The sequence below is a fragment of the Ercella succinigenes genome, from assembly GCF_900002895.1.
On record NZ_CDHP01000011.1, the window covers coordinates 16,198 to 32,901 of the forward strand.

The window sequence follows — 16,704 nt, forward strand, 5'->3', positions numbered from 1 at the left end:
ATCCCCCCTATACAAAAAACGGTAAAGGCATTTTAGTTTTCAAAACCAGCTCAAAAATTACATATATGGCTATCAGTGTAATTATCGTAACCAAAAACATTTTCTTTTTGCTGCGCTCACCCATGATCAGCATTGTCGCGGGAATGAATAAAAAAGCAGCTATATAAAAACCCAGTATTTTCATTATTATAAGAAACAAAACAATCACACCCATGATGATATATACACGATGATTGCCAGCCTTATTCAACAAAACCGGTATTTTTTCCAAATCCTTGTGTTTTACAATTGTCGTAAAAGTTAGTATTAGAGACAGAAAAATAAGCAAACCTCCCAGCATAGCAGGCCAGAAACCTGCACCTGGATCTCCAGAACCAAAAGCAAAAGGTAATTTTGTCGAGAAATATATTATTGCAATACCAAGTACTGAAGCAATTATGGAAATGGCATAGTTCCATTTCTTCATATTATTCATTTCAGGCACTCCTCATAGGTAATTAATTTATCTCCCGGTTATTACTAACCGGGAGATTTTTCAGGAAGGAATTAAACTGATTATTCTACTTCAATTTTCTCAAGCAGTTTTTCGTACATCGCATGATCTTCTTCCATCATCTTGTAACAGTCATCACCAATAATAGAAACAGGGTCAATTCCCTGATTAGTAAAATAGTTTACAAGTTCCTCAGACTGGCAGGCTTTTTCAGCAGCAGTTCTGAGCATTTCCAAAACATCTGCCGGTGTGTCTTTAGGCGCCACCATAGCAGCCCATGCCCTTATTGTCATATCATATCCTAATTCCTTAAATGTAGGAACATCCGGATATATCCCAGAACGTGTGTCTGCCATAACACCAAGAATTTTTAAAGCTCCGGCATCGGCCTGACTTTTGAAGCTTGAAGGATCCGCCAGGGTTGCATCAATATGTCCGCCAGCTAAGGCTGCAGCAATATCTGCAGTTCCATTTGGATATGGAACATGAAGCAGTTCAACATCAAATTCTTCTTCAAAAGCAACTGCTGCTATATGCCAGATTGCGCCAGCACCAGAATTACCGACCTGTACTTGTCCTGGATTTTCCGCTGCATATTTTGCAAACTCTTCAACAGAGTCATACGGAGCATCCGCAGGAACAATCAAAGCAGCAGGAGCAGCTATAGGCGCACAAATAGCCTCATAATCTTCATAGGTTACCGTACTCTTATCCTGATGAGGGAACATCGCCAGCTCAACTGTTACAAATCCCAATGTATAACCATCAGCATCAGCCTTTGCTGTTTCAACCATCCCGGTAACACCACCACCGTCAGGTTTATTCGTTACAACAAAATTTGTTCCTTCAATATGCTCTTGCATATATTGTACAAGACCCCTTGCAGAAACATCCGTTCCTCCACCTGGTGCTTTGGGGACAATAACGGTAATATCGCCACCTGTTGGATACTCTTTGTCGCCGCCACAACCAGCAAGCATTCCGACAATCATCAAAGCTGCCAGCATTAAGAAAATAATTTTCTTTTTCATTTTTTTGCCTCCTCAGATTTCTTCTTTGTTATATTTTGACGACCAGAGGATTATACCGGTCGCACAAACCCACTTCAACTTTTCTTTTGTCTGCAATAATTTGCTAGAATATTTTATGCATTGTTATTTATACTATCTATGTATTCTTTTTCAGCTTTTATAGTAAGTCTTCTAAGCATCTCTGTTTCTGATTTAAATGTTTCAGTAAAACAAATATCTGATTTTATTCTCGATAAGGTTTCAATATTCAAGCCTTCTTTTTTCAAGAAATATTTTGCATTAACAGGATAGTATTGTCGTTCAATCAAAGCACATATTGTTAAAAAATCTGACAGTTCTTCCGCTTTAGAATTCTGATAATTTTTACACAAATAGCTATATAACTTTGCCTGCATATTTGCCATAACACCACTGTAGCCGGCAGCACCATCACGCAGAGAATCCAATAGGGTTGCCGTATTAGCATTATAAAGTTTGAAGGTGCTGTCTTTTATCAGTGAAAGTTTTCTTCTTATATTATTTATGTCGCAGCTTGTATCTTTCAAAAAGTAAAAACGATTCTGTTTAGAGCACCATTTAACAGTTTCTTCAGACATCACTCTCTTATAAGGATAGGGACATTCATAAAAACCAAGTTTGATATTCTCTGGAATTTTTCCAAGAAGATATTGCATGTTTTTTATCCAGACTGTATCATCTTCATTCTCTTTTGCCAGTCTATTTGTAATTAGAACAACTGCTTTTACTCCTGTTTCCGCCATTTGACAAATTTCTTCTGCTTGCATATCAAGCTCATCAGATGTATGTCCTGAAGCAATAACAGGAACTTTATTTTTTGTTCTCTCTACTATATATTTAGCAATTTCTATTTTTTCAGCAGCATTAAGAAAAAACATTTCGCTTGACTGGCATACTGCAAACAAGCCTGAAACACCTTCACTTATATACCAATCAACCAATTGTCCAAGGGCTTTATAGTCGACCTGATTATCCTTTGTAAAAGGGGTTAGCATCACAGGCCATACTCCACCCGGAAATTCATTACTCATTTACTTCCTCCAAAATTTCTATTTCGCAATATGCAATTGTTTTACGATCATAAGTGTATGTCAAATACAAACAGTTATTTTTGCTTACAATAGAAGGGTAAGAAAATTCTCCTGGTTCTGATTCAATAACTAATGATTCTTGCCACGAAAAACCATTATCTTCAGATATTTGCAAAGTCAATGGACTTCTTGGACCCCATGCTTTAGCAACGGGATTGGAACATAAAACCAGCAAATTGGATTTGCTTCTTACTACATCTATCCCACTATTATTATTAGGAAGCTCTGTAGCATAAGCATTTGACCAGGTTATGCCATAGTCTTCGGAATCAGCTCTATAGATTTTACTTTCGCTGCTTCTCATGAGCATATGCACTTCACCATTTGCTGATTCCCATATACTTGGCTGTATAACACCTCTGCCGTAAAAAGACTGTTCTGATACTTCTATTTCACTATCTTCGGCAATATTTCCACCTTCATAATTTACAGAAATTTCAATAGGCTCGCTTTGAATCCAGGTTATGCCATTATTTTCTGATCTGTCAGCATACGCTTTCCATTTGCCTTTTTCCGTAGAATTTCCTGCTATAATTGAATTATCTGAAAGCTTTATCGCTTTACAACGCACAGGCCCTCTTCCACCAAAATCTCCAGGAACAAGCTCAACCGGAACTGACCATTGATGTCCGTCATCATCTGAAAACATTACCATTGTCTGCCATTTGCTTATTTCTTTTCCCACTTTGAAAAAAAGTATAATCCTTCCACTATCCAGTTGATAAAACACTGGATTCCAGCAAGGCGCACCGTATTTATTTTCTATAGCAATAGGATTGCACCAGCCATCACTTTTTCTTATGCTGTACCATATCGATACATCATCTGCCCCCTCTTTACTACCGGCAAACCAGGCAGCAAGTATATTGCCATTATCCAAAACACAGACATTTGATGCATGACATATACGTTCACTTGCTATAAAAGGAGTAAAAATCATTTCTTTCTTTTTCAATTTTAGTTTATGCAAAATATTTTCTCCTTTTCAGTTCTTTATTAAAGAACAACGTTCTTTAATATTGTGGTAAAAAGACCGGCTTTTGCCGGTATGTATAATATCATTTGTTATTTATGTAATATAAGTCTATTCTTTATTTCGTTCTTTAATAGAGAACGTCGTTCTTTCTTTTGTTTTATAGAGAATACCGCCTAGAGCCAATGATGTCAATTGTGACAAAACCACAACATAAACAAAGAACAGTTATGCATTTTGACAAAGTTATATTTTTTACTGCTGATATAAGATTGCCATACAAGAATAAATCGAGAAATAATTCCTTATAATTTTTCTAACAACTCATGACCTCCTATACTTTTTATTCGTCCGTTATCAAGCCAAAGAATCTTGTCACCCAGATATCTGGCACAGCGGGTGTCATGTGTTAGCGTAATCATTGTTAAAGATTTATTTCTATATATATGAGCAATAGCTTTGATCATATTGCCTAGACTGTTATAGTCCTGCCCCACAGTTGGTTCATCAAGAAAAAGTACTTCTGGCTGCATGGCAAGTACGGCTGCTACACCTACTCGTCTTTTCTGACCTTCACTTAAACTGTGAGGATGCCTGTCAAGCAAATCATCCAATTCAAACAAAGTTATTATTTCAGAAACCAATTCGTCTGATTTACTTTGATACGATATTTCATCACGTACAGTTGACATAAAAAGTTGATAGTCCGGATTTTGTAGAACATATCCTATTTTACTAAAAATATCTTTTGTCTTGATTGTAGTCTTTCTTATGCCACTATTAGGTTTATAAATATTGGTTAAAAGTTTAAGCAAAGAAGTTTTGCCGGCTCCGTTATCGCCTATAACAACCCATCTGTCACCTTGCTTAAGTTTAAAATTAATATCTTCAAGTATCTGGCGGCCATTTTTTTTAACACCTGCCTTAATTAAATCTATGAGAACTCTACAATCCGAGTTATATTCTGAGTTACATAAAGAGCCTTGCAGCAAAAGACAATTATTGCTCAAAGCATATTTGATTTTTTCCTGCCAGAACGATTTAAATATTTCACCTGAAGAAAAAGTTTTGATCCCTGATTCATCAATCCAACAGAATTTATCAGCGATTTCAAAAACCCAATCCAGACGATGTTCAATCAGAATCACACAATATCCTTTTTCCTTTGACAAAAATTTTAGTTTCTGTAAAAGGAGTTCTGATCCATTTTTATCCAGATTGGCAAGTGGTTCATCTAACAGGATAACTGGCTGCCCCATTGCCAGAGTAGTTGCTGCTATCAGGCGTTGTTTTTGTCCTCCTGATAAAGTTTTTGTTGCCCAATTTAGATCAAGTTTCATCATTTTAGCAGCTTTGCTTATTCTTTCATTTATAAGATCTGACTCAATCTGCATATTTTCTAAAGCAAATGCCAGTTCATCTTCAATCTTTTCAAATATAATTTGCTCATCAGCATTCTGAAGGATGCTTCCTATCAATAAAGATCGTTCAGCAGCAGGCAGATTAGCGATGCTATTGCCATTAAATAAAATGTCTCCTTCAAAAACTCCTGAAAAAGGATTAGCAATAATACCATTGAGAATATTGAGCAGGGTGGTTTTCCCTCCACCTGACGGGCCTGTAAGAACAATGAATTCACCAGCACTGGCAGAAAAACTAGTATCCCGCAGCACCCAGGGAGCCGACTTGCTGTACTTTATGGAGACTTCTTTTAATTCTAATAATGCGTTCACCAAAAACCTCCAGTTGTAAAACATATAATCAAAAGGCTCAAAACTAAAAAAGTAAAAATAATATCTCTTACTCTAACAACAATCACTTTATAGGCAGTTGCCTTATTATCCATAGTGAAAGCTCTTGTTTCAAGAGAGACAGATAATGTATCCGAGATGCTCATGAGCCGCATAATTAAAGGGACAAAAAAGGCTCTGTATATTATTGAAGGACGATAGAATCCCACACTCATCCCTCTTAACCGCATAGCCATCCTTATGCGCTTGAATTCTTCCGCCATCACAGGTATAAATCTGAGACAAATTAAAATACCTGTGGTTAAAAATCGTGGAACTTTTAGCTGATTAAGATTTCTAACCAAATCCACCGGTTCCATTCCAATTGTCAATACAGCACCCATGCCAAGAAGCATAGTTCTCCAGAAATGGGACAAAGCCTCCAAAGGCTCAGCACTAACCAATGAAATCAAGCCGGTTATTAGAGAGATAGGCACAAAAATCAACAACACTTTTGTCAAAGCTCTGCCATAGCCAAATATTATGTATATCAAAGCCAGACTAATAAAATAAAAAGGAAAAACTTTTGTTTTTACGAGCAAAAGGCCGGCAAGAAACACGACTACAGCCGAAATCAAAGCAATAATCGGATATATTCCTTTTGCGGCACGCACTTTTGAAGTCATGCAAGTTTACCAGCCTTTTTAAGTTCGCTGCCAAGTCTTATACCTAGCATAGTTCCTCCAAAAGAAAGTACAATACAGCCTGCAGCTATTAACAAAGACTGTCCTGGATCACCTAACTGCTCGCTTATGCTTTGTCCTCGCATTATCATGGTTGCAATGATAGTAACAGGCAAAGTCAGTGGTACGTAAATAGTAGCTGCTATTATTATAGCTTTTTTACTGTCAAAGCGTTTATAAAATAAAAGAGTAATTATCTCTGCTACTATTGCACCTATTACATTATTAAAAAACATAATAGGAGACATAAACAGCAGTACACAACCAGTAAAAATACCTATCAAAGTAAGCGTTCCCGGTTTAGGTATTTTTATTAAAGCAATTGCACAGAAAAGTCCAAATATAGGAGCAGAAAACAACTGTCTCAATGCAAAAAGCTGAGTAAACATAACTATTGGCATAATTAGACCGGATATGAGCAATAACGCCACAGAAAAAACTGCAATAAAAACAATCTCTTTTAAAGTAAATTTTTTGAACATTTTTCCTCCTATAAGCAGTAGACTTAATCTAGTACCACTCAGGATATTTAAATTAAACCACTTTTCTTGTTTTTTTTCATCTTTCAGAAATTTTCTTAACAGCAATATTATTTAAGAGACAAACTTTCCATCTCTCATATTCAATACACGTTGGCAAACTCCAAGCGTGGAGGCTCTATGAGACACAATTACAACTGTTTTACCCTTAGCTTCTTTGGCTAAGGCTCTTAGAATAACAGCCTCATTCCATGAATCAAGATTAGATGTTGGCTCATCAAGCAGAAACAAATTACGGTCGGCTAAAAAACATCTTGCCAAGCCTATTCTCTGCCTTTCACCTCCAGAAAAATTAGAGCCACCTTCGCCAACTTCGGTATCAAGACAATCTGGCAAATTCATAACATAATCATTAAGTGCAGCTTTACGCAAAGCAAGCCATAACTCTTCCTCAGTTGCATTCTGTTTTGCAATCAGAAGATTTTCTCTAAGAGTACCTGTAAATAAAACTGTATTTTGTGTCATAAAGTTTATATGACTATATAGAGAGTTTGTATTAATCTCTTCAAGATCCGAACCATTTAATTTTATGCAATTTTTTTCAGGTTTCCAAAATCTCATAATAAGCTTAAGTAATGTAGATTTCCCACACCCGCTTTCACCCATTATGCCAAGCATTTCACCTTCTTTGATAGAAAAATCTATATCTCTTATAACAGCTTTATTTTCAAAATCTTCTGTCGATGACTCACTGATAAAGGAATCAGGATAAGAAAATGAAACAGTCTTACCATTTATATCACCAAAATCTACGTTTTTACCATTAAAAATGTCAGGAGTATACGGTTCTTCTTCCAACAGATCAAGTACCCTTTGTCCACAAGCAAAAGTTTGAGTAAGAGTATTGCCAAGAGTTGCCAAATTTACAAAAGGTGCAAAAGTACTAACTTGTGTGATTGCTGCTATAAAAACAGCCACAGCAGATACTTGTCCACTTCTTAAAAGATAAATACCTGATATAATTTGCAAAACAGTAAAAATCATTATCAAAGAATCTGTACCGGCAATTACAGCAGCACCTTGCTTTTTTAAAACTTTTTGCTGCTTGCCTAAATATTCTGTAGCCTGATCTATTTCAGAAATTACTGCATCGCCTTGCTGAAAAGCAATAATTTCTTTTATCCCTCGTAATTTATCGAGAAATTGTCCATTTAACTCTCCTATTTCTTTTCTTATAAACGAACTAATATTATTACCCTTTTTCGAAGCAATAACCGGCATTATAACTCCTATTACAAGTTGCGCCAAAAGTGCCAGCACGGCAAATAACGGATGCAAGGAAAAAAAGAAAATAAATAATAATACTGAACTTATCAAAGCTATAGCTATGGGGGAAATTGTATGAGCATAAAAAACTTCCAGCAATTCAATATCTCCCATTATAAGAGACACTAACTGGCCTTGATTTTTGCCATCTAGCTTAGCCGGAGCGAGGCGCCTCATTGCCGTAAAAATGCGGCTTCTTATCTGAGCAAGTATTTTAAATGCAATATAATGATTGCAAAACTGCTCTGCATAATGCAGGATACCTCTTAATAAAGCACAGATTATTAACGCAGTAAAATAAGTATAAACATCATAACTGCCAAAAGGCAGACTCTGCAAAGATTCAGCCATAGATGGTATAGAGCTTAAAAGAGCATAGCCACCAATAATACCTAAAGCAAAGGCGATTAAGAAGCCGGTTACCCCTGCAATAACAGCAAGCATCATTGCCCAGATCAAAGGACGCAATAATTTTATCAATTCAATCATTATTTTTATATTACTTCGCTTACCGGTCAATTTAGTTTACCTCTTTTCTATAAAAATCATGATTTACTGTCTTTATTTCATCTGCATTATTAAATGCCAAAACATTTTTTCTATAAAACTGCAAAACTTCCTGCTCTCTAAATAAACTTTGGTACATGCCCCCCTGTTTTATAAGCAAATCATGTTTACCTGATTCAACTATACTTCCATCTTTCATAACATAAATTCTATCGGCTTCCTTAATAGCCGACAAACGATGTGTTATAAAAATAACAGTTTTCTCTTTTGCTATCTGTTTGATTGTTTCCAGAATTATCTCTTCTGATTCAACATCTATATTTGAGGTTGCCTCATCAAATATGTATATTTCATAATCATGTAAAATAGCCCTTGCCAGAGATAATCTCTGTGCTTGTCCACCTGAAAGATTTTTGCCTTGAGACAAAACAACTGTATCCAGACCTTGTTTTTCTGACAGGAAATGCCAAAGTCTGACTTTTTGCAGCACCGATATCATATCTTCTTCAGCCGCTTTCGGATTTCCCATTAACAGATTAGATCTAATTGTCCCTGAAAAAATATGTCCTTCGTGCGTTATATGACCTATATTTTTTTCAAGCTCTCCATTTACCAGATTTGCAAAATCTGTTTTACCACAAAAGAGACTTTGTTTTTTCACCGGATTAACACCACACATTATTGATGCCAAAGTGGATTTACCGCAACCGGAAGGCCCTGTTATAGCAGTCATATTGCCAGGTTTAACAAGCAAGTTGACATTTCTTAACGCAATGGTTCCGTCTTTGTAAACAAAACTAAGATCTCTAACATATATTTCTTTTCTTTTTTCAAATAATTTATCGCCTTTACTATCGGGAACCTCTTCTTTTAAAAAAGAAAGAATTTTTTCCGCAGCCGCAACGCCTGTCATGGCCACATGAAATTGCGAAGTCAAAAGCCGCATAGGAATAAAAAACTCTGCAGCAAGAAGTAAAATTAAAATCGCACCAAAAAGATTTGCCTCTCCAGATGAAAAACCTAAGACAACTGCAATTATGCCTGCAGAAGCACCCCCATAAGCAATCCAGTCAATAACCGTCATTGAATTCAACTGCATTGCAAGAAGTTTCATGGTCTGTAAACGAAACTGTTCTGTTTTATTATCTATTTCATCTGATCGCTTTTGATCAGCCTTAAATATCTTAAGTGTAGTAAGCCCCTGTAGGCTATCTAGAAACAAATTGCCAACATTAGCATATTTCCCCCAGTATTCTCGCTGTACTTTTTTCACCAATCTCAAAATAATTTGCAAAACAAAAGGTATTAACGGTGAAACAACCAAGAGAATAATAGCAGCAGCAATACTAAAAGGTAAAACTGCAGCAAAAAGAATTAAAGAAGAGAAAAAGCAATAATAAAACTGCGTCAAGTATCCTCCAAAATAATTTTCCAGTTGCTCTACACCTTCTACCCCTAGATGAACCATTTCCTGAGTTGATGAAAAACGCTGATACGATGGACCCAGTTTAATAGCTTTTGAAAAAATAGCAGTTCTAAGAGAGTGTTTAACTTCTAAAGCTACCTGCGCATTTTTTCTGGCTGAAAAACGTATGCATATTTGTTTAATAATTATTACCGCAAATAGCAACCCAAAAGCAACCAAATAGTTTATTTGTTCTCCTTGCAGTAAAGCATTCAACATATGTGCAAATATAAACGCAAAAGTTATACCCGCAATTAGTTTAAGGCAATTCAAAATAACCGAATACCAAATATATTTCCTGGTTTCTCCGCAAAATTGATACAATTCCTTTTCTATCACTAAAAGCTGCTCCATTCTATCTAAAATTTATGCCGTAACAAATAGCTATAAAACAAACATGATTTTGTTAACCTGAGCTAACTGTATTTTATAACATACAATCCATTTGAGAGCAACTTTTATTATGAATTTTTCTGTTTTGCTGAAAAACAAATAATTTAGAACTTTCCTCTACCAGCTGCCGACTTCCTCTAAACCTCTTTCTTCTTCTTTTATCTCAACCGATATAGCATCTAAAGCATAGTACTCATAACCATTGCTGCTAACCATCCTTACCATTTCTCCCGTCACTTCTATCCAGTCATCTTTTTGCGGCAATTCCTGATCCCAAATAAATTCAAAACCAAATCTTCCAAGATCATCAGAACAACCGCCGCAAGAACCCCCTGCAGATCCATAACGGTAAACAATAGGATAAGTGCTGCCATCAGCAGGATCTTCATAAATATCATATAATCCTTGAAGACGTATGGTTTTACCTATATAGTGATCGCTGTTAGAGCTGATTTCCATCAGCCATAGCATAAACATATCTTCATCTATTTCGACAATATCTCCCGTTGCCTTATCTGACAATTCACCAGATGGCAAAGCCTGGTATTGTGGAACACTCTCTTCCGAATCTGCTGTAGAATATGTTTGAGTGTTTTCTATATCAGTCTGATCTTCCTGATTTTCAATTATTACATCGGACTTTGCTTCTTTATCGCATGATGACATTAATACAGCAAAAGTTAATACTAATAAAAAAACACAAAGAAAAAGTTTTTTTCTTGTTTTTTTCTTCATCTCACCAATCTCCTTTTTAAAATACTTATTGCCGAAAAAACAATAAAAATCACTAAATTTGTCAAAACCACACTTGCTCCTGTTGGTGTGGAAAGGATATAAGAAAGAGTCATTCCTGTAAGAAAACAAAAAACCGAAACAGCCGCAGAAGACAGCACAACAGCTTTGAAACTCTTGAATATTCTCATTGATGTGAGCGAAGGGAAAACCAGCAGACTTGATATTAACAAAGTTCCCATCATTCTCATACCCAGAACTATAGTTACAGATGTTAACACAGCCAACAAACTGTTGTAAAATCCTGTCTTTATTCCAGAAGCGCTGGCAAAATTTTCATCAAAAGTAACCGCAAAAAGTTTATGATAAAAAAAACAAAAGAGAATTAATACGATAACCGCAAGAATGAGACTAAGCTTAACATCGCTGATAGACATTCCGAGAATACTTCCAAACATAAAATTACAAACATCTACACTCATTCCCGATGTAATTGAAACTGATATAACACCTATAGCCAATGCACTGCTTGAGATAATAGCAATTGCAGAATCTCCTTTAATTTTACTATTTTCACTTATACGCAATAATAGAAAAGCCGATATTACAACCCCTGGTATGGAAACATATAATGGGGCAAGGTTAAATGCCATCGCTATGGCAATTGTACCAAATCCTACGTGTGACAATCCCTCCCCTATCATTGCATACCGTTTCAGAACCAGACTTACACCTAGCAAGGCAGCACAAAGTGAAATCATTATTCCTACCGCAAAGGCTCTAACCATAAAAGGATAAGACATCATCTGGGAAATTATTTCAATCAAGAATTCTCCTCCCTCCCATAAAAGCGATTGGAACTGGCAGCTTTAGAAAAAGCCGCCAGTTCACTATTAAAATACTCATTTTTCGTCCCAAAAAATAATTGTCGATTACCAAGATGAAGTATATGACTGCTATATTTATAAGCAGCCTCTATATCATGAGAAACTACAATAACAGTAATTTTCTTTTCCTGGTTGATTTCAGAAACCAGATTATATAAATCAGAAGTTACCAAGGAATCCAGTCCGGTTGCCGGTTCATCAAGAATAAGTATTGATTCAGCAGCGCAAAGAGCTCTTGCCAGCAATACCCTTTGTTGCTGTCCGCCTGATAATTCACTATAACATACTCCGGCTATTTCTTTTATTCCAAGCAACTCCATATTACAAGATGCCCTGTTTTCATCTGATTTTGAATAAAATGGATTAAATCTCTTTCGGCTCAAACATCCAGAAAGTACAATTTCCTTTACTTTTGCCGGGAAATCACGTTGGATCTGAGATTGCTGTGGGATAAACCCAGTACCTTCTTTTTTCAAAATATCGGCAAACAGTATTCTGCCGGAACTAGGCTTTTTTAATCTTAACAATCCTTTTAACAATGTGCTTTTGCCAGAACCATTTTCACCAATTATATAAAGATGATCGCCTTGATTTATTTCAAAATTCAAATCAGAGACAACGATGTTATTGTCATAACCAAAAGCAGCATCAAATAATTTTATTAACAACATTTAATTCAATACCTCTTCTAAAACCTTTAAATTATTATTTTGCAAGCTTAGATAGGTTTCATTATTGTTGATTTCTTCTTGAGATAGAACATGGCAAGAATGGAAAAGTAATTTACCAGTATTAGTTACCTCACAAATATTATCTGCTATTTTTTGATTCGAACTTTCGGTATATAAAACTGCTTTTATTGAATTCTCTTCTACCACATTAATTAACTCTGCTATTACAGCTGCACTGGGATCACCTTCTGAAGAACAGCCAGCGAAAGCAGAATAATATTCAAGTCCATAATCATTTACAAAGTAATAAAAGGGAAAACGATCAGCAACAACTATTACTTTGTGCAAAGAATTTTCTACAACACTCATAAAGGCTATATCCAACTTGTTGAGCTCATCAACATACTCACTAAGATTTGATCTATAGAATGCTTCATTATCAGGATCAGCTACACAAAGCTCATCCGCAATAATTTCGCACATTAGAATAGAGTTTTTTATAGAAGTCCACAAATGCATATCGTATTCGTGATCGTGGTCATCATGGTCGTGATCGTCATGGTCATGGTCATGGTCATCATGGTCGTGGTCGCAACTGTGTTCATGATCATTTTGCAAACCTGACATATCAATTGAATCAACCAAAGATATCATTTTAGTTTGCCCCATATCTATTGACTCTTTTATACCATCCACCCATGATTCTCCACCAACATAAATAAATATGTCAGAATTGCTTATTGTTATCAAATCACCAGGGTTAGGTTCATATGCATGACTATCTGAACCCGGCGGCAAAATAGTTACCACCTCTATTTTATCTTTACCAATCGATCTGATAAAATCATAAGGTGCAAACATTGTAGTTACTATTTTCAGCTTATCGTCAGACTGTATATCATCGGTTTTATCACTATTTTTATTTGACTGCTCTTCCTGAACTTGTGAAGTTTCTATTGTTTTTTCAGATTGTTCTACATCTTTTTCATCTTGAGTTTTTTCTATGCTATCAGAAGCACATCCGGTTAACTGCAGCACCAAAAAAAAGACTAATAATATTGCCATAAAACTATATAATAAAGAGCGATTATTTTTTGCAAACAATTTTGGAGATAATTTATAAAACATATTTTTTCCTTTCAACTTGTCATGGAAAAAAGCAGCAGAAAATATACCTGCGCTTTTACTAATCATAATCTTTGTAATTCTATACACGAAAACAGAAAGTCGGATTTGACTTTCGCTTAAAACATCAAAGCTTAATCAGAAACATATAATCTGAAATCACCAGACTGAATAATGCTTTAATTATCCATACGTACTTTGAGACTTATAGGAGTTAAAAGTTTAGCAAATGAATGTACAAAAAGAAATTTATTTATTATATTCAAAAGAATAAATGTGATAAGTAAAGAGGTGAATACTGGTTTTTCCGCCAGAGCTTTAATTATAGAAGCTGATAAATCAAGAATTCTACAGGATCGACAGTCAATAGAATGACAATCATGATCATAATTTTCAACAAACACTGCAGTTGACAACATAAATACAACAATCATAAGAATTGCTATCAGCAATGATATTATACGGTGTTGTCTGTTGCGCAAAAAATTCATCATTAATCCTTTCGTATAATTATTTAATGCTAGCAACAATTTAAACCTTCGTCAAGTTAACTTTTCCAAACAAAAATTCTACATACAAAAGACTGCCTCCTTCAAGACAAATCTTGCGAGGCAGTCTTTTTGTATCAATAGAACCGACTGGGGGGTACAGTTCCATGATTAACAGATAATATCAGATCACTTCTACCTTACTGGAATATGCCTTCTGGCTTATCTCTCTTTTTAATCCTTCAATTTTTAAAGTTCCGCTTAATCTTATATCTTCTGACGAAGATCCAATCATAATCTCGGTATCACCTGGTTCAATTACATACTTCATTTCCTTATCATAGAACCCTAATTGATCGGTTTTCACAGTAAACTTGATGCCCTTGCTTTCATCTGGTTGCAAAGATATTCTTTTGAATCCCATCAACTGTTTAACAGGACGAGTTATTTCAGAACAAACATCATGTAGATAAAGCTGTACTACCTCATCACCAGCCACAGCTCCAATATTTTTAACTTTGAAGCTAATTGATATTTCATCATTAATTGCTACCTTTTCGGGCATACTAAAATCTGAATATTCAAAATTTGTATAGCTCAAGCCATGTCCAAAAGGATAAAGTGGTTTTGAAGACTCATCAACATAATCACCCTTCCAATGAGATCTGCCTCCGGAAGGCCTATGTGCATAAAATACAGGAACCTGGCCTACACTACGTGGGAAAGTAATCGGCAGCTTACCTCCGGGGTTAGCATCGCCGAAAATAACTTCTGCAATAGCTTCTGCCCCTTCTTCTCCTGGAAGCCAGGCCTCAATAATAGCATTAACATTACTATGTTCCCAGCTCAATGAATATGGTCTACCATTTACGAGAACAAGCACTACAGGCTTGCCTAAAGCGCATATTTCTTTAAGAAGTTTCTTCTGCTGTCCAGGAAGATCAAGGCTTACCCTGTCTCTTGCTTCCCCACTACTACAATTTTCGATCAAACCAGCTTTATCTCCCAGTACCATAACATTTAAATCAGCTTTACTTGCAATATCAAGCGCTTCAGTAAAGTCAGAATATTGCTTTTCTCCGGTTTTTTTGTCTACCTGTGGTAAAACATCGCAGCCCTTGGCAGATAACCATTTAATTTTACTGCCACCGGACTGTTTAATTCCTTCAAGAACAGACTTCATAGGTGGCAGAGCTTCGTTTACACTTATCTGATCTTCAGGTAATTCTGTATTAGCAAAATTATCCTCTGCCATATCAAGCAGCGATTCAACATGTGCAGGATAACTATAGTCTCCTAACATATTTCTGACACTATCTGCATTAGGCCCAATAACAGCAATTGTTTTTTCTTCTCTGCTAAGCGGAAGAATGCCGTCATTTTTAAGTAATACAATTGATTTGGCAGCAGCTAGTTTAGAATAAGCTCTTTGAGCGGCTGTCTGGAAGTGAGACTCAACATCATCTTCCTCAACATACGGTTTCTCAAACAAACCTAAACGGAATTTCATTCCTAAAACTCTAGCAACAATTTTATCCAGCAATTCCTCTTGAACCAGACCATTCTCAACAGCTTCTATTAAGGGTTTGCTGTAAACATCCGTTGAAGGAAGTTCAACATCCACGCCAGCCTCTAAAGCCATGCGAGCTGCATTGTCCTTATCTGAAGCCACCTTATGATAATCATATATCATATTTATACCAAAATAATCACTTACAACTAAGCCGTCAAATCCCCATTGCTTGCGAAGCAAGTCATCCAGCAGCCATTTATTCGTATGACATGGTACACCATCAAGCTCATGATAACCTGGCATAATAGATCTTAAGTTAGCTTCTTTAACAGCAACTTCAAATGGGAAAAGAAAATTTTCCAGTAAATCACGCTTACTTATATGAGCAGGAGCCCAGTTCATACCACCTTCTGACTGACCATAACCAATAAAATGTTTGCCTGTGGCCAAAATCCCATTTTCAAGCGAATCATTTTGCAAGCCTTTAATATAAGAAGCACCCATCCGTGAAGCCAAATATCTATCTTCACCATAGGTTTCTTCTGTTCGTCCCCATCTGGGATCACGAGTTATATCCAGCAAAGGTGCAAGGGCTTGTCTTGCCCCTAGAGACATCATCTGCTCACGTATTATTTCTCCCATTGTTTCAGCAAGATCAGGTTCAAAAGTAGCCCCCATCCCTATCGCCTGCGGAAAAACATTTGCACCTCTGGTTAAATACCCTGCACATGATTCTTCATGAATAATAGCAGGTATTCCTAATCGTGTTTTTTCAACAAGAAATCTCTGGATCTTATTTGCAGCCTTTGCTGCGTCAGATGGCTTAAAATTACTTGCTCCTCCCAGTCTCGTTATCTGACCGATGCCAGTTCCCATTTTAGAATTTGCTTTTTCTTCATTTATTTCACTGGATTTTATTATTTCATATACCCATATACTAGTTAACTGTGCAGCCTTTTCTTCAAGGTTCATTCTACCAAGAAGATCTTGCACCCTTGTTTCAACGGTTTGGTTTGCGTCTTTGTAAATTATCATTGTA

At 36.1% G+C, this 16,704-nt stretch carries 15 protein-coding genes; all 15 read right to left on the reverse strand.

Going from position 1 to position 16,704, the window contains the following annotated elements; genetic code table 11:
- Positions 1–7: 7 nt before the first annotated feature.
- Positions 8–475 (reverse strand): tripartite tricarboxylate transporter TctB family protein, encoded by a 468-nt coding sequence (locus AC0KSB_RS03375; RefSeq protein ID WP_472306726.1) that lies wholly within the window; start codon positions 473–475, stop codon positions 8–10.
- An 80-nt stretch (positions 476–555) separates the two neighbouring features.
- A complete protein-coding gene (locus AC0KSB_RS03380; protein ID WP_472306728.1) occupies positions 556–1,524 on the reverse strand; it encodes a Bug family tripartite tricarboxylate transporter substrate binding protein in 969 nt (322 codons plus the stop codon).
- Between the two features lie 113 nt (positions 1,525–1,637).
- Entirely contained in the window at positions 1,638–2,573 is a 936-nt protein-coding gene (locus tag AC0KSB_RS03385) for a dihydrodipicolinate synthase family protein (RefSeq protein ID WP_472306730.1), read from the reverse strand.
- Positions 2,566–3,603: a sialidase family protein gene (locus AC0KSB_RS03390; RefSeq protein WP_472306732.1), complete on the reverse strand. Its 1,038-nt coding sequence runs from the start codon at positions 3,601–3,603 to the stop codon at positions 2,566–2,568. Before AC0KSB_RS03390 ends, AC0KSB_RS03385 begins: the two co-directional genes overlap by 8 nt.
- Before the next feature lie 308 nt (positions 3,604–3,911).
- On the reverse strand, positions 3,912–5,339 hold the full coding sequence (locus AC0KSB_RS03395; protein ID WP_472306734.1) for an ABC transporter ATP-binding protein: 1,428 nt from the start codon (positions 5,337–5,339) through the stop codon (positions 3,912–3,914).
- Positions 5,336–6,022 (reverse strand): energy-coupling factor transporter transmembrane component T family protein, encoded by a 687-nt coding sequence (locus AC0KSB_RS03400; RefSeq protein WP_472306736.1) that lies wholly within the window; start codon positions 6,020–6,022, stop codon positions 5,336–5,338. The genes AC0KSB_RS03395 and AC0KSB_RS03400 overlap by 4 nt, the downstream gene beginning before the upstream one ends.
- Positions 6,019–6,561, reverse strand: coding sequence for an MptD family putative ECF transporter S component (locus AC0KSB_RS03405; RefSeq protein ID WP_472306738.1), 543 nt, complete (start codon positions 6,559–6,561; stop codon positions 6,019–6,021). Before AC0KSB_RS03405 ends, AC0KSB_RS03400 begins: the two co-directional genes overlap by 4 nt.
- A 111-nt stretch (positions 6,562–6,672) precedes the next feature.
- Positions 6,673–8,403, reverse strand: coding sequence for an amino acid ABC transporter ATP-binding/permease protein (locus AC0KSB_RS03410; protein ID WP_472306740.1), 1,731 nt, complete (start codon positions 8,401–8,403; stop codon positions 6,673–6,675).
- A 1-nt stretch (position 8,404) separates the two neighbouring features.
- A complete protein-coding gene (locus tag AC0KSB_RS03415; protein WP_472306742.1) occupies positions 8,405–10,195 on the reverse strand; it encodes an ABC transporter ATP-binding protein/permease in 1,791 nt (596 codons plus the stop codon).
- 171 nt (positions 10,196–10,366) lie between these two features.
- Entirely contained in the window at positions 10,367–10,984 is a 618-nt protein-coding gene (locus tag AC0KSB_RS03420) for a TIGR03943 family putative permease subunit (protein ID WP_472306744.1), read from the reverse strand.
- Positions 10,981–11,805, reverse strand: coding sequence for a metal ABC transporter permease (locus AC0KSB_RS03425; protein ID WP_472306875.1), 825 nt, complete (start codon positions 11,803–11,805; stop codon positions 10,981–10,983). The genes AC0KSB_RS03420 and AC0KSB_RS03425 overlap by 4 nt, the downstream gene beginning before the upstream one ends.
- On the reverse strand, positions 11,805–12,539 hold the full coding sequence (locus AC0KSB_RS03430; RefSeq protein WP_472306746.1) for a metal ABC transporter ATP-binding protein: 735 nt from the start codon (positions 12,537–12,539) through the stop codon (positions 11,805–11,807). Before AC0KSB_RS03430 ends, AC0KSB_RS03425 begins: the two co-directional genes overlap by 1 nt.
- A complete protein-coding gene (locus AC0KSB_RS03435) occupies positions 12,540–13,733 on the reverse strand; it encodes a metal ABC transporter substrate-binding protein (protein WP_472306748.1) in 1,194 nt (397 codons plus the stop codon).
- A 110-nt stretch (positions 13,734–13,843) separates the two neighbouring features.
- Positions 13,844–14,158, reverse strand: coding sequence for a hypothetical protein (locus AC0KSB_RS03440; protein WP_472306750.1), 315 nt, complete (start codon positions 14,156–14,158; stop codon positions 13,844–13,846).
- A 178-nt stretch (positions 14,159–14,336) separates the two neighbouring features.
- Positions 14,337–16,700, reverse strand: a complete 2,364-nt coding sequence (locus AC0KSB_RS03445) for a glycoside hydrolase family 3 N-terminal domain-containing protein (protein WP_472306752.1) — start codon at positions 16,698–16,700, stop codon at positions 14,337–14,339.
- Positions 16,701–16,704 lie beyond the last annotated feature (4 nt).

Bases quoted from the DNA above. Each gene is read 5' to 3' on its own strand.
- AC0KSB_RS03445 (WP_472306752.1), bottom strand. From the start codon at position 16,700: ATGATAATTTACAAAGACGCAAACCAAACCGTTGAAACAAGGGTGCAA.
- AC0KSB_RS03440 (WP_472306750.1), bottom strand. From the start codon at position 14,158: ATGATGAATTTTTTGCGCAACAGACAACACCGTATAATATCATTGCTG.
- AC0KSB_RS03385 (WP_472306730.1), bottom strand. From the start codon at position 2,573: ATGAGTAATGAATTTCCGGGTGGAGTATGGCCTGTGATGCTAACCCCT.
- AC0KSB_RS03420 (WP_472306744.1), bottom strand. From the start codon at position 10,984: ATGAAGAAAAAAACAAGAAAAAAACTTTTTCTTTGTGTTTTTTTATTA.
- AC0KSB_RS03435 (WP_472306748.1), bottom strand. From the start codon at position 13,733: ATGATTAGTAAAAGCGCAGGTATATTTTCTGCTGCTTTTTTCCATGAC.
- AC0KSB_RS03400 (WP_472306736.1), bottom strand. From the start codon at position 6,022: ATGACTTCAAAAGTGCGTGCCGCAAAAGGAATATATCCGATTATTGCT.
- AC0KSB_RS03380 (WP_472306728.1), bottom strand. From the start codon at position 1,524: ATGAAAAAGAAAATTATTTTCTTAATGCTGGCAGCTTTGATGATTGTC.
- AC0KSB_RS03430 (WP_472306746.1), bottom strand. From the start codon at position 12,539: ATGTTGTTAATAAAATTATTTGATGCTGCTTTTGGTTATGACAATAAC.
- AC0KSB_RS03405 (WP_472306738.1), bottom strand. From the start codon at position 6,561: ATGTTCAAAAAATTTACTTTAAAAGAGATTGTTTTTATTGCAGTTTTT.
- AC0KSB_RS03375 (WP_472306726.1), bottom strand. From the start codon at position 475: ATGAATAATATGAAGAAATGGAACTATGCCATTTCCATAATTGCTTCA.